Annotated in this window: 23 protein-coding genes, 1 pseudogene, 1 riboswitch and 1 other annotated feature; of the genes and pseudogenes, 16 read left to right on the top strand and 8 right to left on the bottom strand. The window is 38.2% G+C overall.

Features of this window, described 5'->3' with window-relative positions:
- Window positions 1-29: 29 nt before the first annotated feature.
- Complete coding sequence (gene mnmM, locus FB379_RS00920) at window positions 30-605, bottom strand: tRNA 5-(aminomethyl)-2-thiouridylate-methyltransferase MnmM (protein WP_066249456.1); 576 nt, start codon at window positions 603-605, stop codon at window positions 30-32.
- Window positions 602-1,567, bottom strand: coding sequence for a tRNA modification radical SAM protein MnmL/YtqA (gene mnmL / locus FB379_RS00915; RefSeq protein ID WP_066249458.1), 966 nt, complete (start codon window positions 1,565-1,567; stop codon window positions 602-604). The genes mnmM and mnmL overlap by 4 nt, the downstream gene beginning before the upstream one ends.
- Before the next feature lie 158 nt (window positions 1,568-1,725).
- On the opposite strand from mnmL, the gene FB379_RS00910 reads away from it, so the two are divergent.
- The 8 genes and pseudogenes from FB379_RS00910 to FB379_RS00875 all read left to right on the top strand — a co-directional run bounded on the left by FB379_RS00910 (window position 1,726) and on the right by FB379_RS00875 (window position 10,259).
- Window positions 1,726-1,989: a YtzC family protein gene (locus tag FB379_RS00910; protein ID WP_063386581.1), complete on the top strand. Its 264-nt coding sequence runs from the start codon at window positions 1,726-1,728 to the stop codon at window positions 1,987-1,989.
- A gap of 454 nt (window positions 1,990-2,443) precedes the next feature.
- On the top strand, window positions 2,444-2,833 hold the full coding sequence (locus tag FB379_RS00905; protein ID WP_144596688.1) for a GntR family transcriptional regulator: 390 nt from the start codon (window positions 2,444-2,446) through the stop codon (window positions 2,831-2,833).
- Between the two features lie 477 nt (window positions 2,834-3,310).
- On the top strand, window positions 3,311-4,462 hold the full coding sequence (locus FB379_RS00900) for a diglucosyl diacylglycerol synthase (protein ID WP_063386583.1): 1,152 nt from the start codon (window positions 3,311-3,313) through the stop codon (window positions 4,460-4,462).
- Window positions 4,463-4,551: 89 nt separating this feature from the next.
- Window positions 4,552-4,772, top strand: a binding site (T-box leader).
- Window positions 4,773-4,839: 67 nt separating this feature from the next.
- Window positions 4,840-7,254, top strand: coding sequence for a leucine--tRNA ligase (gene leuS / locus FB379_RS00895; protein ID WP_063386584.1), 2,415 nt, complete (start codon window positions 4,840-4,842; stop codon window positions 7,252-7,254).
- A 30-nt stretch (window positions 7,255-7,284) separates the two neighbouring features.
- Entirely contained in the window at window positions 7,285-7,605 is a 321-nt protein-coding gene (locus tag FB379_RS00890) for a rhodanese-like domain-containing protein (RefSeq protein WP_063386585.1), read from the top strand.
- 213 nt (window positions 7,606-7,818) lie between these two features.
- Window positions 7,819-8,004 carry a sporulation protein Cse60 gene (locus FB379_RS00885; RefSeq protein ID WP_063386586.1) on the top strand — a complete coding sequence of 62 codons (186 nt, stop codon included), beginning with the start codon at window positions 7,819-7,821 and terminating at the stop codon, window positions 8,002-8,004.
- Window positions 8,005-8,509: 505 nt separating this feature from the next.
- Window positions 8,510-9,082, top strand: a pseudogene (locus FB379_RS00880) (NAD(P)-binding protein); the annotation flags it as partial.
- Between the two features lie 1,015 nt (window positions 9,083-10,097).
- A complete protein-coding gene (locus FB379_RS00875; RefSeq protein WP_158640144.1) occupies window positions 10,098-10,259 on the top strand; it encodes an IS3 family transposase in 162 nt (53 codons plus the stop codon).
- A gap of 43 nt (window positions 10,260-10,302) precedes the next feature.
- On the opposite strand, the gene FB379_RS00870 is transcribed toward FB379_RS00875, so the two are convergent.
- Window positions 10,303-11,577 carry a BaiN/RdsA family NAD(P)/FAD-dependent oxidoreductase gene (locus tag FB379_RS00870; RefSeq protein ID WP_144596684.1) on the bottom strand — a complete coding sequence of 425 codons (1,275 nt, stop codon included), beginning with the start codon at window positions 11,575-11,577 and terminating at the stop codon, window positions 10,303-10,305.
- Between the two features lie 208 nt (window positions 11,578-11,785).
- Here FB379_RS00870 and FB379_RS00865 point away from each other — a divergent pair, with 208 nt between their 5' ends.
- Entirely contained in the window at window positions 11,786-13,399 is a 1,614-nt protein-coding gene (locus FB379_RS00865) for a putative polysaccharide biosynthesis protein (protein ID WP_144596682.1), read from the top strand.
- A 5-nt stretch (window positions 13,400-13,404) separates the two neighbouring features.
- Window positions 13,405-14,151: a pseudouridine synthase gene (locus FB379_RS00860; protein WP_094245293.1), complete on the top strand. Its 747-nt coding sequence runs from the start codon at window positions 13,405-13,407 to the stop codon at window positions 14,149-14,151.
- Window positions 14,152-14,330: 179 nt separating this feature from the next.
- On the opposite strand, the gene FB379_RS00855 is transcribed toward FB379_RS00860, so the two are convergent.
- Entirely contained in the window at window positions 14,331-14,552 is a 222-nt protein-coding gene (locus tag FB379_RS00855; RefSeq protein WP_063386591.1) for a DeoR family transcriptional regulator, read from the bottom strand.
- 897 nt (window positions 14,553-15,449) lie between these two features.
- On the opposite strand from FB379_RS00855, the gene FB379_RS00850 reads away from it, so the two are divergent.
- Together FB379_RS00850 and FB379_RS00845 are read left to right on the top strand one after the other, a co-directional pair.
- A complete protein-coding gene (locus tag FB379_RS00850) occupies window positions 15,450-15,716 on the top strand; it encodes a hypothetical protein (RefSeq protein ID WP_066249485.1) in 267 nt (88 codons plus the stop codon).
- A gap of 508 nt (window positions 15,717-16,224) precedes the next feature.
- Window positions 16,225-16,995 carry a trypsin-like serine peptidase gene (locus FB379_RS00845; RefSeq protein ID WP_144596680.1) on the top strand — a complete coding sequence of 257 codons (771 nt, stop codon included), beginning with the start codon at window positions 16,225-16,227 and terminating at the stop codon, window positions 16,993-16,995.
- Between the two features lie 536 nt (window positions 16,996-17,531).
- Here FB379_RS00845 and FB379_RS00840 read toward each other — a convergent pair.
- Entirely contained in the window at window positions 17,532-18,833 is a 1,302-nt protein-coding gene (locus FB379_RS00840) for an NCS2 family permease (RefSeq protein WP_063386600.1), read from the bottom strand.
- Between the two features lie 159 nt (window positions 18,834-18,992).
- On the opposite strand from FB379_RS00840, the gene pepV reads away from it, so the two are divergent.
- Complete coding sequence (gene pepV / locus FB379_RS00835) at window positions 18,993-20,387, top strand: dipeptidase PepV (RefSeq protein WP_144596678.1); 1,395 nt, start codon at window positions 18,993-18,995, stop codon at window positions 20,385-20,387.
- Window positions 20,388-20,394: 7 nt separating this feature from the next.
- Here pepV and FB379_RS00830 read toward each other — a convergent pair whose 3' ends face one another.
- From FB379_RS00830 to cysK, 3 genes are all read right to left on the bottom strand, one after another.
- The gene (locus tag FB379_RS00830) at window positions 20,395-20,709 is read right to left on the bottom strand and encodes a DMT family transporter (protein WP_063386602.1); all 315 of its coding nucleotides are present in this window, start codon (window positions 20,707-20,709) and stop codon (window positions 20,395-20,397) included.
- Window positions 20,706-21,044 carry a DMT family transporter gene (locus FB379_RS00825; RefSeq protein ID WP_130157146.1) on the bottom strand — a complete coding sequence of 113 codons (339 nt, stop codon included), beginning with the start codon at window positions 21,042-21,044 and terminating at the stop codon, window positions 20,706-20,708. The genes FB379_RS00830 and FB379_RS00825 overlap by 4 nt, the downstream gene beginning before the upstream one ends.
- Window positions 21,045-21,100: 56 nt before the next feature.
- Window positions 21,101-21,201, bottom strand: a riboswitch (guanidine-I (ykkC/yxkD leader).
- A 52-nt stretch (window positions 21,202-21,253) separates the two neighbouring features.
- Window positions 21,254-22,186, bottom strand: coding sequence for a cysteine synthase A (gene cysK, locus FB379_RS00820; protein ID WP_063386604.1), 933 nt, complete (start codon window positions 22,184-22,186; stop codon window positions 21,254-21,256).
- A gap of 126 nt (window positions 22,187-22,312) precedes the next feature.
- Between cysK and thpR the strand changes: the two genes are divergently transcribed.
- The 3 genes from thpR to FB379_RS00805 are packed head-to-tail and all read left to right on the top strand — an operon-like array spanning window position 22,313 to window position 23,965.
- Window positions 22,313-22,867 (top strand): RNA 2',3'-cyclic phosphodiesterase, encoded by a 555-nt coding sequence (gene thpR, locus FB379_RS00815; RefSeq protein ID WP_144596676.1) that lies wholly within the window; start codon window positions 22,313-22,315, stop codon window positions 22,865-22,867.
- A 24-nt stretch (window positions 22,868-22,891) separates the two neighbouring features.
- Window positions 22,892-23,269, top strand: coding sequence for a CidA/LrgA family protein (locus tag FB379_RS00810; RefSeq protein WP_311067008.1), 378 nt, complete (start codon window positions 22,892-22,894; stop codon window positions 23,267-23,269).
- 9 nt (window positions 23,270-23,278) lie between these two features.
- The gene (locus FB379_RS00805) at window positions 23,279-23,965 is read left to right on the top strand and encodes an LrgB family protein (RefSeq protein WP_186439324.1); all 687 of its coding nucleotides are present in this window, start codon (window positions 23,279-23,281) and stop codon (window positions 23,963-23,965) included.
- Window positions 23,966-23,989: the final 24 nt, after the last annotated feature.

Below are 23,989 nucleotides of genomic sequence, written 5' to 3'. Positions count from 1 at the left end.
GATAAAGCTAGCCGGGATATTATTCCCGGCTATTTTGCTTTTTCGATTGCTACAATAAACGGAGGGGAATTTTTTTGGTTTAAAAACCGGTATTCAAGTACATGAGCAGTATGTTGATCGATTTGTTCGGCAAATTTAAGAAGCTCATCTCTCTCACGTTTTCCTTCCGGATGGCCGTGATAAACGACCAGCACGATCATTCCACCGGGTCTTAGTATGGATAAAAGCTGCTTTACTGCTTCAATAGTTGATTCTGGTTTTGTCACAATGTTTTTTTGGCCACCGGGCAAATAACCGAGATTAAACATCGCACCGGCGATATGATTGTGATGTTTTTTCGGAATCGTATTGAAAATGTCATCATGGCTGGAATGAAACAAAGTAACACGGTCGATTAAACCGGATTCCTTCAACCGTTTTTTTGTCTCTTCAAGCGCTTGTTTTTGAATATCATATCCAAACACATGACCTTGTTCGCCAACGAGTTGTGCTAAAAAGACGGTATCATGTCCGTTCCCGACTGTTGCATCAATAACGATATCGCCGTTTTGGACAGCGGAAGCCATCAATTTTTTTGCAAATGGAAGAATGCGAATGAGGTTCATTTTGACATCACTCGATCTTTTGTATAATACTTCCCTTGGTAGCTGTTTCGTTTTTCGAGTTCGGCATCAATGGCATTCAGCACTTCCCATTTGTTAACGCTCCACATCGGCCCTATCATTAAATCGATCGGACCGTCGCCTGTAATGCGATGAACGATCATTTCAGGAGGCAGTACCTCTAGCTGATCGCAAACTAATTGTACATATTCATCAAAGGATAAAAAGCGCACCATCCCTTTTTCATATTGCTTAACCATCGGTGTACCTTTTAACAAATGGAGCAGATGAATTTTAATTCCTTGAACATCCAGCTTAGCAACTTCTTTTGCAGTTTCCATCATCATATCGTACGTTTCAAGCGGAAGACCGTTTATGATGTGTGTGCAAACTCGGATTCCGTGCTTTCTGAGCTTGTTAACTCCTTCCACATAACATTCATAATCGTGCGCACGGTTAATTAAATCAGCGGTCCGCTGGTGAACGGTTTGCAATCCTAATTCAACCCAAAGATATGTCCTCTCATTTAATTCCGCCAAATAATCAACAACATCGTCAGGCAAACAGTCAGGCCTTGTAGCAATGGACAAACCGACAACTCCTTCGAGACCTAATACCGTTTCATATTTCTCACGAAGAACTTCCACGGGTGCATGAGTGTTTGTAAATGCCTGAAAGTAAGCAATATACTTTCCGTTTTTCCATTTCTCATGCATTTTGCTTTTAATGTCGTGAAATTGCGTAACAAGATCATCAGCTCTGTTTCCGGCAAAATCGCCCGACCCTGCGGCACTGCAAAACGTACACCCGCCATGTGCTACCGTACCGTCGCGGTTTGGACAGTCAAATCCTCCGTCTAAAGCAACTTTAAACACTTTATCTCCAAATGTATTTCGTAAATGGTAATTCCATGTATGATACCGTTTGTTGTCATTCGTATACGGAAATGGATTGTGGTTCGCCAATTCCTACTCCTCCTGTTTCGATATACTATCAAGACATTTTACCATGATTGCCAAACCAATCTCAAATAAGAATTTACCAGCTTTTTTCATGATGGAGCTTGCAGAAATAGCGAAAAATACAGTTGATGAAGAAATTCTTCATCAAGGAGGGGATTTGTTTGGCTACTAGACAATCCGTGGAAGAGTGCATTCAACATTGCCAGCAAGCATTGGAATATGCAAATGAGCAATATATTGAAGGACTGAAACAGGAGCATTACAATGATGAAGAATATACAAATGCACAGCAAAAGCTTCAAGATGCGCTTGCAGAAGTGGAAAAACTCAGTTTAAGCGCAAATGACCAGCAGCGGGAGCAGCTTCACCGCATGCGCCTTCAACTGCAGCACCTTCAAAATGAGATGATTTTGCTCGATCATTAAAATTCCAGGGCAAAGCCTGATTGTAGGCTTGCCCTTTAATTGCAATTATGATTTTTCATTTATTCTTTAGCCGATTTGATCTTATATATAAATTTGCATAAGGAAAGAATGGTTTTTGGAATAAAAACGAAAATATAGAATAAAAATATCTTTCAACAGATTGCGCTATTACCGATATAAAAGCTCGGCTCAATGCGAATGAACGATTACATTTTAAAACAAAATCGGGATCAGTTTGTTGAACATCAGCCAAACTTCTAGCAAAAGCTGCTATACGACTATGTACATCATAATTTTTCCCTAAGATCAAGAGCCCCCGAACGAGTGAAATCATTCAGTGTTTTTTATATGCGGAATCAGAAATGTTGATTGCATCTTTTCTGTATTATGTGTACTATATAATGTAGTACACATAATACAAAAGAGTCCTTTTTGTAAGAAAGAAGGGTATTTGATGTTTGAAATTGACCCGAGAAGTGCCACTCCGATATATGAGCAGATCATAAAAAAAATGAAAGAACTATGTATCAAAGGTGTGTTAAAGCCTGGCGATAAACTGCCCTCTGTAAGAGAGATGTCTTCCATGATTATCGCTAATCCTAACACGGTTTCAAAGGCTTATAAAGAGCTGGAAAGAGAAGGCTTGATTGAAACGATGAGAGGACGGGGGACATTTGTATCGAAAATGGTGCAGAAAAAGCTGGATGAAGAGAAAATTGAAATAATTAAAGAGGAGCTACGGCAAATTATGATCGATGCATTTTATGCAGGAATCAGCTTTGAACAAATATACCAATGGATGAAAGACATGAATAACGAATTTGCCAATGCTTTTCATAAATAAAGTTTAGCAAAGAAAAAGTATTTGAATCTCTGCAGCGTGAGTTTCAGCTTGTTTGGCTAAAACGGTTCAGAAAAGATAAAGGAAAAACTTTGTTCGGAGGGCATATCTTATTCTTCTCGGTGTTATTCATGCAGCTTTGGCTGCCCATTAGCTAGGTAAAAAATCCCGGAAAAACGGCATAAATTCAATTAAACCAATGCGTATCGGTAAGATTCTTGTATGAACCATGCGAGTAAACGGGCAGAATTATTTTTTGTTGGAACCATTAAAAAATCCCAATCCATATATTTGTCATTTTAGCTATTGCAACCAACAAAAAAAACGAAAATTTCCAGTGAAATGTAAATGTAATAAAATAATAAAGGATTCTTAATTTTTTTCTCCTAAAATTATAAAAGGAAATATACATTTAAAGTGAAACTATTTTGATTTTAGTTCGTTCTAATTGTTGAGCTGCTTTAAGTTGAGGTGAATAAAATGTTAAAAGACCCAAAGATATTAATATTAACGGCAAATTATGGAAATGGTCATATCCAAGTTGCTAAAACATTGGAGCAGTCTTTGCATAAGATGGGAATCAACAACGTAAAAGTTTCTGATTTAATTAGCGAGTCTCATCCAATTATGGCGGAAATTACAAGATATTTATATTTGAAAAGTTTTTCCATCGGTAAGCAATTTTATCGGTTATTTTATTATAGTGTGGACAAAATGTCTAACAAACGCATTATGAATTTGTATTTGAAGCTTGGACACCGCAAGTTGAATCAGCTAGTAAGGGAGATAAATCCTGACATCATCATTAATACATTTCCTATTTCAGTTGTTCCTGAATATCGCACGCGGACAGGCGTGTTCATCCCGACATTTAATGTGCTGACCGATTTTTGTCTTCACCGAGTATGGGTTCATAAAAACATTGATAAATATTATGTTTCGTGCGACGATGTGAAGGAAAAACTGACAATGCTCAACATCCATCCAGCGCTTGTCAAAGTAACCGGAATTCCTATTCGGCCGCAGTTTGAAGAAAAAATGGAAACGATCGATTTATATAAAAAATACAATTTGGATCCGAACAAGAAAACTTTGTTAATTGCTACAGGCGCTCATGGAGTTTTAAAAAATGTAAAAGATTTGTGTGAATCATTTTTTACACGAGATGACATGCAAATAGTCGTTGTATGCGGAAATAACCAATCGCTGAAAGATGAGCTTGAACCGCTTCAGTATATTCACCCGGATCGAATAAAAGTTTTTGGCTATGTCGAAAGAATCGACGAGCTCTTTCGCATTTGTTCCTGCATGATAACAAAGCCTGGAGGGATTACTCTCAGCGAGGCGGCCGCATTAAAAGTTCCGCTTATTCTCTATAAACCTGTTCCGGGGCAGGAAAGGGAGAATGCCGATTTGTTTGCAGCAAAAGGGGCGGCGGTTGTCATCAATAAGCTTGAAAAAGTTCAAGAGACGGTCAATGATTTATTTAACCACCCTGAAAAAATGGAAAAAATGAAAATGAGCATTGCTGAATTATATAGACCAAACGCTGCTGACACGATCTTGCAGGACATTTTAAATGAAGCAGAAATGCTGCTTGATTCAAGCTTGAAAGGGTCTGTCAATTATTAATTATTAGACTGAAATCCAAATTTTTCGACATTGACTTGCATGAACTCATAAAATTCATTAAAATAACAATATGATAAGTGGATGAAAAAGCAAGAACGGTGAAAAGGATCAGTAGTGGATAAAGGCGTCTAGAGAGTTGACGGAAGGTGAAAGTCAATCGTTGTTTATTCACGAACTCCCCTTTGAGTTGCGGGTGTGAAATGTATTCCGGTACAGACTAATGCCCGACGTGTTTCCACGTTACGGAACAGAGTGAGTGCATTTGCGCTAATTTGGGTGGTACCGCGGGAAATTGTCTCTCGTCCCTTCGTCGTGGGGATGGGAGTTTTTTTATTATTTGACGCTTATACATATATATAGCAAAGGAGGATTTTTACATGTCTTACAACCATCGTGAGATTGAGAAAAAATGGCAAGATTATTGGCTAAAAAACAAAACATTTAAAACAGAGGATGATTCCGATAAACCGAAGTTTTATGCATTGGATATGTTTCCGTATCCTTCGGGAGCTGGTCTTCATGTAGGCCATCCTGAAGGTTATACGGCAACCGACATTTTGGCGCGAATGAAACGGATGCAAGGATACAATGTTCTCCATCCGATGGGATGGGATGCATTTGGACTTCCGGCTGAGCAATATGCTTTAGATACCGGCAACGATCCTGCGGAATTTACGAAAAAAAATATTGATAATTTTCGCAGACAAATTCAATCACTAGGATTTTCCTATGATTGGGATCGGGAAGTAAATACAACTGATCCGGAATATTACAAATGGACGCAATGGATCTTCTTAAAGCTTTATGAAAAAGGACTTGCTTACATTGATGAAGTGCCCGTCAACTGGTGCCCAGCACTCGGAACTGTTCTTGCAAATGAAGAGGTCATCGACGGAAAAAGCGAACGGGGAGGACATCCTGTTGAACGCCGTCCGATGAAACAATGGGTGTTAAAAATTACCGCATATGCTGACAGGCTGCTGGAAGATTTAGAAGAGCTTGATTGGCCGGAAAGCATAAAGGAAATGCAGCGAAATTGGATCGGCCGGTCGGAAGGTGCGGAAGTTCATTTTACAGTCGATGGAACTGATAAAACCTTTACTGTTTTTACTACTCGTCCAGATACGCTTTTCGGTGCTACGTATACAGTGCTTGCGCCTGAACATCCGCTTGTGAAAGAAATTACAACCGAGGAACAAAAAGAAGCGGTGGAAGCCTATTTAGATCAAATTAAAAGTAAAAGCGATCTCGAAAGAACGGACTTGGCGAAGGAAAAAACAGGCGTGTTTACCGGAGCCTATGCTGTAAATCCTGCCAATGGAGAAAGATTGCCGATTTGGATTGCCGATTATGTTTTAATGAGCTATGGTACAGGTGCGATCATGGCCGTGCCTGCCCACGATGAACGGGACTATGAATTTGCGAAAAAATTTGACCTGCCGATTAAAGAGGTTGTCGCTGGAGGAAACATCGAACAAGAAGCTTATACAGGAGACGGCGAGCATGTAAATTCCGACTTTTTGAACGGATTGAATAAAGAAGAAGCAATTGAAGCGATGATCAAATGGCTGGAGGAAAACAAAAAAGGACAAAGAAAAGTGACATACCGTCTTCGAGACTGGTTGTTCAGCCGTCAACGTTATTGGGGTGAACCGATTCCGATCATCCATTGGGAAGACGGCACGATCACAGCTGTTCCTGAAGAGGAGCTGCCGTTAGTGCTTCCGGAAACAGATGAAATTAGACCTTCGGGAACCGGTGAGTCACCTTTAGCGAATATTGAGGATTGGGTGAATGTCGTTGACCCGAAAACAGGCAAAAAAGGGCGGCGCGAAACAAACACAATGCCTCAATGGGCGGGAAGCTGCTGGTACTATTTGCGCTATATTGACCCGCACAATTCAGAACAATTAGCTGATCCTGAAAAATTGAAAAAATGGCTGCCTGTGGACATTTATATCGGCGGGGCTGAGCATGCTGTTTTACACTTGCTGTATGCACGTTTCTGGCATAAATTTTTATACGATATCGGAGTAGTTCCGACGAAAGAACCGTTCCAAAAATTGTTTAACCAAGGAATGATCCTCGGCGAAAACAATGAAAAGATGAGCAAATCAAAAGGAAATGTCGTCAATCCTGATGAAATCGTTGAAAGCCACGGAGCGGATACTCTCCGTTTATATGAAATGTTCATGGGTCCGCTTGATGCATCCATTGCATGGTCAACAAAAGGACTCGACGGCGCAAGAAGATTTTTAGATCGTGTATGGCGGCTGTTTGTAATGGAAAATGGCGAGTTGAATCCGAAAATCGTCGATGAACCTTCTCAAGAGCTTGAACGCATTTATCACCAAACAGTGAAAAAGGTAACGGAGGATTATGAAAATCTGCATTTTAACACAGCTATTTCGCAACTGATGGTATTTATTAATGAAGCTTATAAAGCGACAATTCTTCCGAAAGAATATATGGAAGGCTTTGTAAAGCTTTTATCGCCGGTTGCTCCGCATATTTGCGAAGAGCTTTGGGAAAAACTCGGCCATTCTGAAACGATTGCTTATGAATCGTGGCCGGCATGGGATGAATCAAAGCTTGTCGAAGATGAAGTGGAAATTGTCATTCAAATCAACGGAAAAGTGCGGGCAAAGCTGCTTGTACCAAACGATGCTTCTAAAGAGGAAATGGAAAAAATCGCGATGGATGATGAAAAAATAAAAGAACAGCTTGAAGGCAAAACCGTTCGTAAAGTGATTGCTGTTCCTGGCAAGCTTGTCAACATCGTAGCCAATTAAGCTTGAATATCAATGAAAGGATGGCCATTCATGGTAAAAGAAATCACACCAAATGATCTCAAAACGAAGCTTGAAAACGGCGAAACATTAGACATTATTGATGTCCGCGAGGAAGAAGAAGTAGAAGAAGGCATGATTCCACAAGCAAAACATATTCCGATGGGAGAAATCCCGGACCGCATTGAAGAATTTGATAAAGAAAAGGAATATATTTTCGTCTGCCGCTCAGGAAGAAGAAGTGAAAATGTTTGTTTATATTTACAGGATCTTGGTTTTAATGTCATCAATATGGTTGGCGGAATGCTCGAATGGACAGGGGAAACCAAACCGAAGAGCGAGATAAAAAAATAAGTGGAAAAACCGCGCTTATGTAGGCGCGGTTTTTTCCTTATAAAGGAAGATTAGCGTGGCAAAACAGTAAACCATACCGCATGTAATACCCTCAAAATCCCCATAAAAACTGCCGACAAGAGCAAATCTGTTCCCTTTATTAAAAGTGTCATATTTGTACAAGCATAAAAGTATATTGGAAGCAACGAGATAAATAAAGGGAGTGTGAAGAAATTGAGCTATAAAGTCGCCATTTTTGACGAAGAGCATGAAAAAGATTTAGAAGAGGAAGTGAACGCTTTTTTAACTGCGCTTCCAAGTCAAAAATATATCGACATAAAATATCATGTAGCGGTAACATGCGATCAAAAAGGTGAACAAATTTACTGTTTTTCAGCGATGATTATTTACAAAGAATAAGAAGACTTTCACATTAATAATGAAAAGTCTATTATATTTAGTAAGAATGTAAACAGAATTAGACGTGAAGCGCAGGTTGATTGTAATTTTAGAGAATCTTCGTCAATGCATCAATGTTCGCATGCGCTCCAAGCAGTTGCTATGCCCAGTGGATCTTGAAAGCTTATAAGCACTGATCCAGATAGGAAACACTTTATAAATTGTACCTGATGTGAGAAAGTCAAATAAAACTGAAATGATCGCCATCGTTTTGCAGGATGGAAGACGGACTAACTCATGAAAAAGCTTTTTAAAACAAGCTTTGGACCCGCTTGAAAATCCTTGTTTATGGGGAATCTAGGTCTTTTTTTATTGGAAAAAAGATTTCAATGCCGTTCCGAAGCGACTGCACGAAAAAAAGGATGGCCAATTTTTTGAAGTTATCCTAGAACCTTTTGATTTGAAAGGAAAAAACGCTTCGCATCAACCAGAAATTGTAAGCGCTAAGACAAAAAAGGGTGATCATATGTACTACAGTGCGATGTTGAATATAAAAGGAAAAAAGACAGTCGTTGTCGGCGGAGGGAAGGTAGCGGAAAGAAAAATAAAAGCTTTGCTCGATGCATGTGCTGATATAACGGTTGTCAGTCCCGATCTATCAGATCATCTTCTTCGAATGCATCAAGAAAAAAAAATATCGTGGAAACAAAAAACGTTTGAAAAAGACGATGTAAACGGTGCGTTTCTAGTCATTGCGGCAACGAATGAAAGGGAAGTTAATGAGCAGGTCTACCAGTCATGTGAAGCACATCAGCTGATCAATGTAGTGGATGCACCTGAAAAAAGCAATATCATTATGCCGGCAACATTTAAAAGGGGCGATTTAATCATCAGTGTATCAACGAGCGGGAAAGTTCCGGGGCTCGCCAGAAAATTAAAAAATAATTTGGCAGAGCAGTTTGATGAACATTTTGCTGACTATGTTGAATTTTTAAAGGAAGGTCGAAAACGTGTCTTAGAAGAAATCAACGACCCAGAGCAAAAAAGGATTGTTTTACATCAATTATTAGACAAGAGCTTTTTAGAAGCTTCAAATGAAGAACGGTATAAGCAGCTGGAAATGCTTTTGAATGCGAACAGGTCTAGCGAATAGCTAAACCGGATCGCACATGGCCGTTCAACGGGATAGCGATTTGTGCAAAAAAAGAAGCGCCCCCAAAAGTCAGCTGCCCAGTTCATAAAAAACGTTCTTTCTGCAAAATTGGGCTTGTCACCTCACATTTTACTAGATAGGACGTTTTTTTGTGTGTCTTTTAAAAAAAAGAGTAAGTTATCCTGACTTTTTAGACAGACCCATCAATTTATGCGCTTTGAATGAAAAAGGTAAGGTTTAAAAATGCAATTTGATACTATGACATCCAAAACGTTCCATTTAATACCATGACATTAAATACGGATTAATTAGGTTCTTTAGTTATAACTGTTATTGTCACTAAAACTAAGATGGAAATTATAAATAAACCAATTGTAATAAAGGTATCTTTGAATAAAAAACTAGTGAATGCAGTCCATAATAATATTCCTATTGATAGAACTAACATTGGTTTAAAATTTTTAAACTTAACTAAATAATACAAAAGGAAAAATATCGGATATGTGTATCCAAGGAAAATTAGGGCATTTATTCTATCAGTCTGTATAGATAAATCAAAAGATGTGATTAACATATAAATCGGAATACTAAACACTGCTAAAAATACGGATTTGTTACAATTCATTAGAATTATCCTCATTTCATATTAAATTATACCATTATTATACTATTTTAATACAAAAAATGTTAAATATGTATTTTTTTGATATTATACTATTGTATTTAAAAATATAAGAGTAAGATGAAATGATGTCTTTAGCATTCTAATAATAATAAGCTAGTGTTTTACCCGTTAGTCAAGGGAATTTCTTCTATTCATGGTAAACATTATTTACTATATAGTGATCGAGGATTTCAATTTACTTCACATGGATTTAAAGGAAGGGTTGATCAAGCAGGGGTAACACATAATATGTCTCGTGTAGGACGATGTATAGAATAATGGTCCAATGGAATCCTTTTGGGGAACATTAAATGTGAAAAATATTATTTACATAAGTACGATACATTAGAAGAACTAAAGAATGCGGTTGATGAATACATCCAATTTTTCAATTACCATCTGTATCAAGAAAAATTAAACGGTCTCAGTCCTTTGGAATATAGAGCCAAGACCGCTTAGATCAATTTTTATTATTTCCACTGACTACTTAACAGGAGGCAGTTCAACTTATCGGTTCGCCCTTTTCCACGTAACGGCTTGCGTACAAGCCTGCCAACCGTCCGGTTACGAGCGCAGCCGTGATGTTGTAGCCGCCCGTGTAGCCGTGAATATCCAATATTTCACCGCAAAAATAAAGACCGTTCATTAGTTTAGAGGCCATCGTCTTTGGATCAATTTCCTTTATAGAAACGCCTCCGCCGGTCACAAACGCTTTTTCGATTGGAAGCGTGCCGTTTGCTTCGAAGCGGAAATCTTTCACTAAGCGAACAAATTGACGCAGCTTATCTTTTGAAAGCTGGGAGAATGTCATCGAATGGTCGATTTCGGATTCTTCCAGCAAAAATAGTAAATATCGTTCAGGCAAGAGACCTTTTAATACATTTTTAACAGCCTTTTTCGGTTCGCCTTTCAAATTCAGCCAAATATGCTGAAAAAGATTTTCTTCATTTTCAGTAGGCAAAGCGTCAATTGACAACGTCACCGTTTTTTCTTTTTTCAATTGTTTTACAACAAATTGGCTGCATCTTAGTGCAGCAGGACCTGATAAGCCGAAATGGGTAAAAATAAAATCCATTTTGTGCGTAATAATCGGTCTGCCCTTTTGATTCAACACACTTAAAGCCGCATCTCTTAACGACAGGCCTTGCAATTGTTTTGTTCGGATAAACGGTTCATTCGAAGTAATCGGCACTTCAGTTGGAAATAATTCCGTCACAGTATGACCGGCTTTTTTGGCCCACACGTATCCGTCTCCAGTACTTCCGGTATGAGGGACAGATTTTCCTCCTACAGCTACGATAACAGCTTTGGCAGGAATAAAGGTTTTATTTTTCAACCAGATTCCTTTTACTTTGCTTTCACTGTATTCGATGTTTTCAACCGGATGATTTGTTTTAATTGTAACGTTCAGCCTTTTTAGTTCGGAAAGTAGCGCATTGACTACGTCTTGAGCTCTGTTTGATACTGGAAACATCCGGCCATGGTCTTCCTCTTTTAAACGAACTCCAAGGTTTTCGAAAAAGCGTATAATGTCTTCATTATTAAATTGCGAAAAAGCGCCATACAAAAATCGTCCGTTGCCGGGAATATTTTTGATAATTTCTTCAATTGACCGGCGATTTGTTACATTGCACCGTCCGCCACCGGAGATCGCCAGCTTTCTTCCTAATTTTTCTCCTTTATCGACTAACAGCACGTTCGCTCCGTTTTCAGCGGCGGCGATGGCGGCCATCAATCCAGATGGTCCTCCTCCAATTACTGCTACATCATAATTCATATTCTCACAACCTTTAAGAAGTTGATGTTGCTTGTCCAATTTATTCGTACTTTTAGATTGATCCTAGTTTCGTCTACATCCTAGTCTTATATCATTATAAAAAGATGAATTTTTGAATTCAATGAGTGATGACTATATCTTAGTTCCTAGTGAATGTGGTAAAATGTTATAGTTGAAAATTTTTGTTAGAAACAATGGTGAGCAAAAGATGTCGGATAAATTATTAAGAGGGACGTTTATTTTAACATTAGGTACATATATTTCAAGGATTTTAGGAATGATTTATGTCATTCCGTTTTTCGCGTTGGTTGGAGAAACGGGAAGTGCTTTGTATCAATATGGATATGTTCCGTATACGATTTTTTTAAGCGTTGCGACAATGGGATTTCCTATGGCCATTTCAAAATTTGTCGCAAAATATAATTCCATTGGTGATTACGAGACAAGCCGCAGAATGTTTCGATCTGGGATGCTGTTTATGCTTCTTGGAGGAATTTTCACTTGTTTTATTTTATTTGTGACTGCGCCTTTCTTTGCGGAACACCAGCTTGGCCAACAGGAGCTGCAAGGTGTGACAGTTGAGGATGTCACATATGTTATACGAATGGTCAGCCTTGCGCTTATAGTTGTTCCGATCATGAGTTTAATACGAGGTTTTTTTCAAGGGCATCAGTCAATGGGCCCGACGTCCGTTTCCCAAGTAATAGAACAGCTAGTGCGCATCATTTTTTTGCTTGTTTCCAGCTATATCATTTTAAAAGTATTACATGGCGATATCATTACAGCGGTGGGTTATGCGACATTTGCCGCCTTTGTTGGCGCCATCGGCGGGCTGTTCGTCCTTTTTTTGTATTGGATGAAAAGAAAAAATTCCTTATTGGCGATGCAGGAGAACAAAATTGAACCTTCCGGCATTTCTACGAAGCAAATGTTTCTCGAGGTGTTCAGGTATGCCGGTCCGTTTGTATTTGTCGGACTAGCTATTCCTTTATATCAATTTGTCGATTCTTTTACGTTTAATAAAGCTATGATTCAGGCGGGAGAAGGCGAAAGAGCGCAAGAATTATATGCCATGGTCAATTTTTTAGTGAATAAAATTGTCATGATTCCTGTTTCTTTAGCAACTGCTTTTGGCTTAACGCTCGTGCCGGCCATTACAAATGCGTTCACGAATCAAAACTTTCCGTTTGTTAGAAGACAAATTGACCAAGCGTTTCAAACATTAATGTTTCTCGTTCTCCCTGCATCCATTGGGATCATTATTCTTTCCGAACCAATCTACATGTTTTTTTATAATGACAATGAAACAGGTGCGAGCATTTTAGCTGCCTATGCACCGATCGCTTTGCTTTTTTCTTATTTCACTGTTTCAGCCGCCATTTTGCAGGGGATTAATAAACAAAAATTGGCTGTCATCAGCCTTGCATTCGGTCTTCTGCTAAAAATTTGTTTAAACAGCTGGCTTATCACGCAGTTTGGTGCATACGGTTCGATTATGGCAACTGCGATCGGGTTTCTTGGCTCGCTCATATACGGATTAATGATGATTCGCCGTCATACAGGCTACTCGTATAAAAGATTTTGGAAAAGAACAATATTTACGGGAATTTTGGTCATCTGTATGTCAATTGTCGTTGTAGCGTTTTCCTCTCTCTTCACTGTCTTTTTTGATTACCATGCAAGTAAAACAAATGCCGCCATCATGGTTGGAATTGCTGCATTATTAGGAGCAGGCTCGTATTTTTGGCTGGCTAAGCAATCAGGATTCCTAAAAGTTATTTTTGGAACTAGATTTTTAAGTAAGAGGAAGGAAAGGGGGTAGATAATATGCGTATTGATAAACTATTAGCACATGCTGGCTACGGCAGCAGAAAAGAAGTAAAAAAGCTGCTAAAGGAACGGGCCGTTCATGTTAATGGAGAAGTGGTGACGGATCCGAAAACAAATGTCGACCCGAATAAACAAGAAATCATCATTCACGGTGAACAGGTGTTGTACAAAGAACATGTTTATTTCATGATGAACAAGCCAGCTGGTTTTTTATCTGCTACAGAAGACAACGTCCAAAAGACTGTGGTCGATTTGCTTGATCCGGAAGATCTTCGCTATAATCCCTTTCCTGTCGGCAGGCTTGACAAAGATACCGAAGGGCTATTGCTGTTAACATCGGACGGACAGCTTGCCCATCAATTAACATCGCCCAAGAAAAATGTTCCTAAAAAATATTTTGCGGAAGTTATTGGTCTAGTGGCAGAGGAAGATGTCGAGCGGTTCAAAGCAGGTGTAAAACTTGATGACGGTTATGTTACAAAGCCTGCCTTGCTTGAAATTATTAAGGCAGACGACATTTCTGAAGTTTTTGTCACCATAACGGAGGGGAAATACCATCAAATTAAGCGGATGTTTTCTGCTGTCGGAAAAAAAGTGAAATATTTAAAACGAATCCAAATGGGAACGCTTGAACTAGATCAAACATTGCAAACAGGGGAATATCGAGAACTGACAAAAGAAGAATTAGAACAACTGCGATCGATTCAAGGGCAGCCGGGCGATTCAGCCGATTTTCCTTTGTAGTTTGAAAAACGTTCAAATTGAACTTCCGTTTTTTAAAAAGGCGGACAAACTGGCGCCGAAAAAGGTGGAAATTGCTTGCAACAGCAGACAAAAAGGGGCTGAGACCAAAAGTTATGTAACTTTTGGATCAGCCCCATATATGTATGTGAACGAATAACCAAATTTTCTTTTTTTAGTAGCTAGGATGACATCTTGACCTTCTTGTTAGTTGTTGCCCATTTTCCTCTTGCAGGACTGTGCACTAAATCGTTATATGCTAACACGTTTAAATCCCTCTGAATCGTTCTGGGGGTAATACCAAATTCATCGACAAGCTCTTGAGTTGTTACTGTACCCCTTTCATGAATGAACATGTAGACGGATTTGATTCGGGTTAGCATACGGTTTGTTGAAGGTTTCAAAAAACCACTCCCTATCATTTAATGCATCGAAATCACAAACCTACATACTCTTCAATGTCCATGCATTAGATGTCAAACTCCTAAAGTGGTACAATTCCATTATACACAATTTACATGTAAACTTTCCAGTGTGTTCATAAAATTCACATAATATTTACAATACTTACCTCTCATAGGCCGATTTAACAGCTTGAACTGACCCCAGTCGAATAGACAAATAGTGAAGTGATGATTCCTTCAACCGGTAAAAAAGGTTCCATTGGTGATTAGATTTTCAAAAATTCACAAATTATCTTTGTCTAAGCAATACAGATGCAAATAAAAAACGTTGTATGAACAAAGGCAAATTTTTGCTGTCAAAATTGATGATCATAAAAAAGATGAAAGGAACTAACCTTACAAATGTTGGAAATCTTATGCATAAAAATACTTCAATGATGATATATTTCTTTTTACTACTTAGATAACATTTACAGTAAGAATACAAATAAAATGTAACATTGTTGTCTAGGAAAAATGTGCGTTTGGCATAGAAGAACGAACACGATAAGCCCTATTAAGATGGTGAAACTTTCTCGAACAATCTCGATACGTGTTACGATATAAGTATAGATTTTTATTGAGATAGGAGGATATGGATAAAGAGATGAATTGGCAGTATTAATGTTGTGCTATTAGAAAAATATTTACATTATTGGTATTATATGTTATAATTTTAGGTAAAAATAATATAGAATTTTTAAAATTTTAAAAAGAAAGGGGGAAGAAAATGAAAATTATGAAATCGAAAGTGTTACTGCAGTAATAAGTCTTAGTATATTAATCTTAGGAATTGGACCAATAGGAGCATCGGCAGCTACTCATAGTAAGACAACTAAAATAGCAACATCTAAAGTAGTGAAAGATTCAGTCGATGAAGAAGCTAAATTAAAAGTTCTTGCATCAATATTAAGAGCAGGTGGATGGGTACTTGAGAAAGCTCTCGCACCTTTAAGCAAATCAGCAGCTAATAAAATAAAAAAATATCGATTAAAAATAGCCGATGGACTGGAAAAAGCAGAAAAAACAACAGAAAGCGGAATATCTAAAGGTCTTCAAAAAGCTGGTATACCAGAAGATGTTGCAGATGATATTGCTAAAATTATCGTTTCATTTCTATTATAAACTTAAGAAATAAGGAGGGAGCAGAACAGTCAACTGTTCTGCTTTTAATTGTTGACATGAAAAAAGATTTTTTTTTAGTTCCTATATTTATAGTAATTGTTTTAATTATCATTATATGTTTCATAATGGGTTTACAGTATGTAGCGAGTATAATTGTTAGTTTCGAGTTTTTAAGTTTTTATGGACCAATATTTTTATCTTTGAATGTACTTGCTGGATTTATCTTACTTATTCCTTTAAGTATCTTATTGGAAACTATTGTTAATTATACGGGGTTTAATAAAATTGGAGGAATTTTCATCGTTCACATAATCGAGTTATCATTATTTATTTTTTATATGAAAATTACAGTACCACGTATGAATATTGTTAAATTCTATTCTGATACAGAGATAATTTTTTATACAATTATGTATTTTGGTTTTTTGGGAATTGGAACAATTGGGAAAATGATAGAAAGAGAAGATAAGCAATCCCAAAATACAAATAAGTGAAAGGAATTTATAAAATGAAAAATAGTCGATGTTTTTTTATTTTAAAATTTACTATTCTATTTATTTTTCTCTTTAATAACAATATTAATGCGGGTGCTAAAGAAGGAAACATTAATACAATCATTACTCCTTTTTCAATTATTGGGAAAGATGAACGATCTGAAGTAGAAAATTCAGAAAAAAAACCCTACTCATCTATTTCTTTCATATACTCTCTTGACTCAATCTGTACAGGAACGATTATTGACGATGATAAGGTTTTGACCGCAGCCCATTGTGTATATAATCCAGACACAAAACAGTTTTATAGAAATAGTACAATATATCCAGGAGTAAATAAGGATGAATTTCCTTTTGAATCTGCAGATTCTATAGAATATATTGTTCCAGAACCATATATTCATTCAGGGAATTCTAAATTTGATTATGCCATTATCAAATTAGATAAACCCATTGGGCAAAACATAGAAAAGTTGGATATTAAAAATATTAAGTATACCAAAGGAAAGCCTATTAAAGTTATTGGCTATCCAGTTGATAAACTGGAGGAAACTGGTACAGTCTCACAATATGAAATGAATGGAAGGGTATTGAGCGAAGATATCTTTAATCTTTATTATGATATAGATACGACATCAGGTCAATCGGGATCTCCGATTTTAAATAGTAAAAATGAAGTTATAGGAATACATATAGGAAGTTACAGAACGAATGGCTTAAATGGAGGAATTAAGGTAAATAAGGTAATGAAAAATTTTATAAATAAAAATTTAGAAGAAAAATAGGAAGGGAATAAAAAAATTGCAAATAAAGGTACTGTCAAGAATTTTGTGTAACGTTCAATAGAATATCTCAGATTATGCTTTATTCGGTAATAAAGTCATTTATCTCTTCTGATCCCCTTACACACTTACAAATTTATGGACGTTCCTTTTCTTGTTCACCTACACCTCATACCGTTACGATCATGATGATATTTTAACTGTGGTTGCCTAAAAAGTCGTTTGTAAGGATTATTGACAATCCTATCGACGTTTATGACTTAATAGGACTTGAATTTCTAGATAAACCCTTATGATGATTAATGCTCCACAAATTTAATAGTTCGTTCCAACTATATAGAGGTGCAGCCTGCGTCCAATCTTAATACATGGAAAGACACTTTAGAATGGATGACATACATAGAAAAACTCCCCTTAAGGCAAAACAGATTGCTCTACCTTAAGGGGTGCATATCAGCTTAGAGAGGCATCTCCAATTTCAAAAGCCCGATATCCATTTTTTATTTTTAATAGATTTTCCTTTTGGGAAAGCCTCTTAATTAATGACCTCCCAGGAAAAAGAGCTGGATGAAAAATAGTACGGCGAAAATGTACAAAAATGGATGAACCTCTTTCCATTTTCCTTTCATGACTTTCATGAGAGGATAAGAGATAAATCCGAGCGCAATTCCAGTTGCAATACTTGATGTAAGCGGCATGCTTAAAATGACTAAAAAGGCCGGAAATGCTTCATCAATTTCTTTCCAATTAATTTCGGCAATTGAGCCCATCATTAAGCTTCCAACTATAATTAACGCAGGTGCTGTAATCGCTGAAATGCCGGACACAGCTGCAACGATCGGACTGAAAAATGCAGCAACACCAAACAATACGGCAACGGTTAAAGTTGTCAAACCAGTTCTACCGCCAGCAGCTACTCCTGAAGAAGACTCAATGTAAGCACTCGTCGGAGTTGTTCCGAGCATAGCCCCTGCTGTTGCTGCTATTGAGTCAGCTAGAAGGGCTTTACGTGCGTTCGGCATTTCATCCCCTTTCATTAAACCTGCTTGTTTGGCAACGCCGATCATTGTTCCAGTTGTGTCAAAAATGGTCACTAATAAAAAGGAAAAGACGACTGCAAATAAACCATGTTGAATCACATCCCCAATTGCATCAATCGGGTTGGCGATTATAATGCCTTCCGGCAGTTTTGGAATTGAAACAATTCCTTGGTCAAACGATAATTGTCCGGTAAAAAATGCGATGATGCCGGTACAAATCATTCCGATAAAAAGTGCACCATGAACATTCAAGCTCATTAAGATAAGAGTTATAGCAAGGCCGACCAGAGCGAGAACGACGGAAGGAGAATGCAGATCCCCAAGAGTCACTAAATTTTGCGGATGATCGGTGATCAGCCCGGTCAATCTTAGTCCGATAAACGCAATAAATAAACCGATGCCGGCGGTAATTCCATTTTTTAAATTGCTTGGAATGGCTTCGATTATTTGTTTACGAAACGGAGTTAGCGAAAGAATAATAAACAGGATGCCTGCAAGAAATACTGCTGAAAAGGCAATTTCATAATTAACTTTTTCCGCCCCAACAACAGTATAGGCAAAATATGCGTTCATTCCCATACCTGGAGCGATCGCTATCGGATAATTTGCCGAAAGCGCCATCCATAAAGTACCGATGATCGTGGCAACAACTGTCGCTGTAAACACTTGATCAAACGGAACGCCTGCTTCCGATAAGATAATTGGGTTGACAACAACGATATATACCATTGTTAAAAAGGTGGTTAAACCGGCAATAATTTCAGTTTTAACATTTGTTCCGTGTTCTTTTAGTTTAAACATATGATACCTCCAATTAAATACGAACATTTTATAAAAACATATATATAATATTCGTTTTTTGACTTTTTTGCAAGAAGACAACCACATTTTTTTGCTGAAAAAAAAGAGAATCTTTATGTTACACTTAAATAATAAGAGAAAGAAAGGATCGAACGTATCATGAACTGGATGGATGAAGTGTTAAAAAGAAAAGAAGAAATTATTTTAGAAACACAAAAATTTCTTCAAATCAAAAGTGTGCTCGATGAAAAAACAAAACAAATTGGAGCACCGTTTGGCAAAGGAATTAAGCAAGCGTTAGAACATCTTTTGCAAAAAGGGGAAAAAGACGGGTTTCAAGTCAAAAATTTAGACGGATATGCCGGTCATATTGAAATGGGAAAAGGAAAGGAAATCGTCGGCGTCCTCTGCCATGTTGATGTCGTGCCAGAAGGGGACGGCTGGTCATTTGATCCTTACGGCGCAACGATCCATGATGGGAAAATATATGCCCGCGGTGCGTTGGATGATAAAGGGCCGACGATGGCAGTATACTACGCCATGAAAATTGTAAAAGAATTAGGTCTTCCGTTATCTAAGCGGGTGAGAATGATCATTGGCACTGATGAAGAAAGTGACTGGCGCTGTGTCCATCATTACTTTAAGCATGAAGAAATGCCTGACATCGGATTTGCGCCAGATGCTGATTTTCCAATTATTCATGCAGAAAAAGGGATAATCGATGCAGTGTTTTCGGTGAACAGCGTGAATAAACATGCAGCAGGAAAATATGTGTTAAAAAGCTTTTCTTCCGGCAGACGGTTTAACATGGTTCCTGATTTTGCGAAAGCTGTGCTTGGAAATGTCCAAAATTTCTCAGAGGTTGAAAAAAGCTTTAAGCAATTTTTATCAGCATCACAATTAAAAGGTCGAATGTATCAAAATGAAGAAGGTGCAGTCGCCGAGCTTGAAGGGATATCCGCTCATGCGATGGAGCCTGATAACGGAAAAAATGCCGGGATTTATTTGGCGAATTTTTTGTCAGCATTGCCGCTAGATGGCGAAGGAAAAGGCTTTGTTGATTGGATTAATCGTTATTTTTATCAAGATACAAGAGGGAAAAAACTGGATATCTCAACACAAGATGAAGTAAGCGGTGAGTTAACGGTGAATGTCGGAATTATTCATTACGAAAAGGGGAAAGAGAAAACCGTTAGCATTAATATCCGCTATCCTGTAACAAAAAAAGGGAGCGAGATTAAAGAAAAATTAGAAAAAATAGCTGGTTGCCAGCTTATTCACTTTTCCGATTCAGCTCCCCATTACGTAGAACAAAATCATCCGCTTATTCAAACATTGAAAAAAGTGTATGAAGAGCAAACAGGGCAAAAAGCGGAGCTCATCTCCATCGGCGGCGGCACTTATGCCAGATCTCTCAAGGCAGGGATCGCCTTTGGTCCGTTGTTTCCGGGAAGGGAAGACATCGCCCATCAAAAAGACGAATACATTTATATCGAAGACCTGTTAAAAGCGACAGCCATCTACGCTCAAGCGATTTATGAATTAGCCAAATAAGTGTCCTTTAGTCTACTAGCTTCAGACCAATAACAGAAACGATAATTAAGGCGATAAATGTTATTCTCCATTTGTCTTTCGGTTCATCGAATACATACATGCCGACGAGCGTGCTGCCGACAGTGCCGATACCTGTCCAGACTGCATAGGCAATGCTCATCGGAATTTCATTCATCGAAAGCGATAAAAAATATAAGCTTAAAATAAATCCGCCAATTAGCATAAAGAAGGATGAGAAGCTTGGCGACGTGTTCACTTTTGTTAATCCTGTTACGCCGATGACTTCGCAGCATCCTGCAATAATTAAAAATATCCAGCTCAAGATTTGTCACCTTCTTTTGCTTCCAATTTGCTTGTTTGATATTTCAGCCCGATGATTCCGCAAATTAGCGACAAAATAAATACCATTTTCATCGGGCTGAAATGGGCGTCGAATAAAATAATCTCACATAAAATTGTTCCTAAAGTGCCGAGTCCGACAAATATTGTATATACAGTTCCTGTAGGCAATTTTTTAGTTAAATAAAGAAGCAGCAAAAAACTTATGCAAATAGAGATCACGGTTAGCATCCATTCCAAAACATTGTCTGAGTGCTTTAAGCCGATGACCCACGCCACTTCAAAAATCGCCGAAACAACGATTAAAAACCAATTCATAAACAAATTCCCCTTTCCATCATAATCAAAAAAGCCTGCGAGAAACCATAAGGTCATTCTCCCAGGCTTTTATCCTTCCGTGTACACAGCAATTTGTGCGTTTTCTCTCGGACCAGTCCAAGCGAACGGCACTTGCGGAACCCTAGAAAACTTTACATAATTAGATTCAATTATCTCACAGAAACAGCAAGAAGGCAATTTATAAACGGTTATTCAAATAAGAACAAATCGCTTGATAAATAGCGTTCGCCTGTATCAGCCGTCATGCACACGACAACATCATCAGGAGATAATCTTTTTGCAACTTGAATTGCGGCAAAACATGCAGCACCTGATGAAGGTCCCACTAATATAGCTTCTTCCTTGGCGAGTCTGCGGGTGATTTCGTAAGCTTCATCGTCCTTCACTTTGTGTATTTCATCATAAATGTTCGTGTTTAATGTTTTAGGGATAAAGCCAGGACTTGTTCCGACAAGTTTATGCTTGCCAGGACTGCCCCCGGATAAAACAGGTGACCCAGCAGGCTCGACAACGTGAATGGTCATCTCGGGAAAATATTTTTTTAACGTTTCTCCCGTGCCGGTGATTGTTCCTCCTGTTCCAGACGTTGCAACAAAAGCGGAAAGCGGTTTTCCTATTTCTTTCATTGCTTCGACAATTTCTAAAGCTGTTGTTTTCCGGTGGGCATCTGGGTTGGCAGGGTTTTCAAACTGCATCGGTATGAAGCTGTTCGGTATTTCCTTTACCAGTTCTTGCGCCTTTTTAATCGCACCGGGCATTTTCTCGTCCCCAGGCGTTAATACAACTTCAGCTCCGTATGCTTTCAGCAAATTGATCCGTTCTTCTGTCATGGTGTCCGGCATGACAATAATTGCCCGATATCCTTTGGCGGCCGCATTCATGGCGAGCCCAATGCCAGTGTTGCCGCTTGTCGGTTCAATAATTGTAGCTCCCGGTTTTAACAAACCTTGTTTTTCAGCTTCTACGATCATATTATAAGCAGCTCTGTCCTTAACGCTGCGGGTAGGATTAAAATACTCAAGCTTTACATAAATATCTGCGCCGTTTTTCGGGCTAATTCTGTTTAATTTGACTAATGGAGTTTCTCCTATTAAATCAGCGATATTATGAACTACGCGCATCCAAAACACTTCCTTTTGATATAGTCCATCCATATCATATCATAATTTATACGGACAGAAAAACTCGGATATACAAAGAATGCGCAGTTTTTGCTACAATATGTTCGAAAGTGAGGATAGAAAAAAATGCAAAAACATTATTTTCTTGCATTGGATGTTCCGATTGAAACGGCAAAAAGTATTACAAATTGGATATCAGCGAATCAAGATCGGTGGCACTTTTCGCGTTACGTCCATCCTTTTGACTATCATGTAACATTAGTGTTTTTAGGGAATGTTGATGCAAAGAGGCTTGCTTTGCTGTCAGAAAGCTTGCTAGAGCCCTGCCGGAAAATTCCGTCTTTTTCACTTGAACTTTCAGAGGCAGGAATTTTTGGGAAACGGGAACATCCACGAATTTTATGGGTAGGCGTGAAAGAAAACGAGTTATTATACCAGTTGCGAAATGAAGTTTATAATACGTGCAAAGCTTTCGATTTCTCTTTAGATGAACGTCCGTTTAGACCTCATATTACTGTCGCCAGAAAATGGGAAGGACAGGTTTCATTTTCCTTGGAGGAGAAAAGCGACCCATATTTGTTAAACGAACATTTTCATGTGGGTTCTGTTACTTTATTCCAAACGAATATTGACCAAACGCCTAAATATGAAGCGATCAAACAAATTCCTCTTGGAGGATAATGAGAGGAGTAAGGGGTAAAAAAATTGAAAATATTTAATTTGATATGGCAAATAGGTTTGTTGTATGTCATTTATGTTATTGGGACGTTCCTTCAAAAATTGTTTCATTTAATGATTCCAGGAAGCATTATAGGCATGTTGATTCTTTTCGCTCTTTTGCATTACGAGCCTTTTCAAAATTTAGTGAAAGACGGATGCTCTTTTTTAGTCAAGCATCTTGCCCTTTTATTTATTCCTGCGACAGTTGGGGTGATGGAATATTTTTCGCTGTTCCAATCAAAAGGTATCTTGACAGTATTCATTGTCATTATTAGCACGGTGCTGGTGATGTCCATTTCATCTTTTGTCAGCCAGATGACCGCTGCCAAAAAAAAAGCAGGCTGCTGGGCAGAATGGGAGTGATCAAAGCTTATGAAAATAATAGTCTCCATCTTAATGATACTTGCTACAGTGCTGATTTATTGGCTAATGGTTAAATTGTACAATAAAATCCATATTCCATTATTAGTTCCGATTGCCACTTCAACATTTGTCATCATTAGTTTATTGATTACATTTCATATTTCGTATCATACGTACATGTATGGAGGAAAATGGATTGATGAGCTTCTAGGCCCTGCCGTAGTCGCGCTGGCATTCCCGCTGTACAAGCATCGATCAACATTGAAAAAGTACGCTGTATCAATTGTTTTGAGCGTTGTCGTCGGCACGATTATCGGGCTGTGTTCAGGAATTATGATGGCTGTTTTATTCGGAATAGATAAGGAACTGATTCTTTCTCTTGCACCCAAATCGGTCACTTCGCCGGTAGCTATGGATATCACAGACATAATTGGAGGTAATCCTACCCTTGCTGCAGTTTATGTCATGATAGCAGGAATATTTGGTGCGATGTTTGGACCTTATTTATTGAAATTACTTCGCATACATCATCCAATTGCTATTGGGATCGGATATGGTACAGCTTCCCACGGAATTGGCACAGCGAGGGCAGCAGAATACGGCAGTCTGGAAGGAGCAATCGGTTCGATTTCGATGACGTTAAGCGCTATATTTGCTTCCATTATCTGCCCGTACGTTGTTCAGCTATTTTTGTAGAGATAAAGAGGAGATGACGCGATC

The sequence above is a fragment of the Aeribacillus composti genome (assembly GCF_007827555.1).
GTDB classification, from domain to species: domain Bacteria; phylum Bacillota; class Bacilli; order Bacillales; family Aeribacillaceae; genus Aeribacillus; species Aeribacillus composti.
Note: the sequence above shows the minus strand (reverse complement) of the source record. Positions and strands in the feature narration are given on the sequence as shown.

What these genes read in the sequence shown, in the direction of transcription:
- FB379_RS00900 (WP_063386583.1), top strand. Translation starts at nt 3,311, where the DNA reads ATGTTAAAAGACCCAAAGATATTAATATTAACGGCAAATTATGGAAAT.
- FB379_RS00845 (WP_144596680.1), top strand. Translation starts at nt 16,225, where the DNA reads ATGAAAAATAGTCGATGTTTTTTTATTTTAAAATTTACTATTCTATTT.
- cysK (WP_063386604.1), bottom strand. Translation starts at nt 22,186, where the DNA reads ATGCGCGTAGTTCATAATATCGCTGATTTAATAGGAGAAACTCCATTA.
- thpR (WP_144596676.1), top strand. Translation starts at nt 22,313, where the DNA reads ATGCAAAAACATTATTTTCTTGCATTGGATGTTCCGATTGAAACGGCA.
- FB379_RS00905 (WP_144596688.1), top strand. Translation starts at nt 2,444, where the DNA reads ATGTTTGAAATTGACCCGAGAAGTGCCACTCCGATATATGAGCAGATC.
- FB379_RS00870 (WP_144596684.1), bottom strand. Translation starts at nt 11,577, where the DNA reads ATGAATTATGATGTAGCAGTAATTGGAGGAGGACCATCTGGATTGATG.
- mnmM (WP_066249456.1), bottom strand. Translation starts at nt 605, where the DNA reads ATGAACCTCATTCGCATTCTTCCATTTGCAAAAAAATTGATGGCTTCC.
- FB379_RS00825 (WP_130157146.1), bottom strand. Translation starts at nt 21,044, where the DNA reads ATGAATTGGTTTTTAATCGTTGTTTCGGCGATTTTTGAAGTGGCGTGG.
- leuS (WP_063386584.1), top strand. Translation starts at nt 4,840, where the DNA reads ATGTCTTACAACCATCGTGAGATTGAGAAAAAATGGCAAGATTATTGG.
- FB379_RS00840 (WP_063386600.1), bottom strand. Translation starts at nt 18,833, where the DNA reads ATGTTTAAACTAAAAGAACACGGAACAAATGTTAAAACTGAAATTATT.
- pepV (WP_144596678.1), top strand. Translation starts at nt 18,993, where the DNA reads ATGAACTGGATGGATGAAGTGTTAAAAAGAAAAGAAGAAATTATTTTA.
- FB379_RS00860 (WP_094245293.1), top strand. Translation starts at nt 13,405, where the DNA reads ATGCGTATTGATAAACTATTAGCACATGCTGGCTACGGCAGCAGAAAA.
- FB379_RS00805 (WP_186439324.1), top strand. Translation starts at nt 23,279, where the DNA reads ATGAAAATAATAGTCTCCATCTTAATGATACTTGCTACAGTGCTGATT.
- FB379_RS00890 (WP_063386585.1), top strand. Translation starts at nt 7,285, where the DNA reads ATGGTAAAAGAAATCACACCAAATGATCTCAAAACGAAGCTTGAAAAC.
- FB379_RS00865 (WP_144596682.1), top strand. Translation starts at nt 11,786, where the DNA reads ATGTCGGATAAATTATTAAGAGGGACGTTTATTTTAACATTAGGTACA.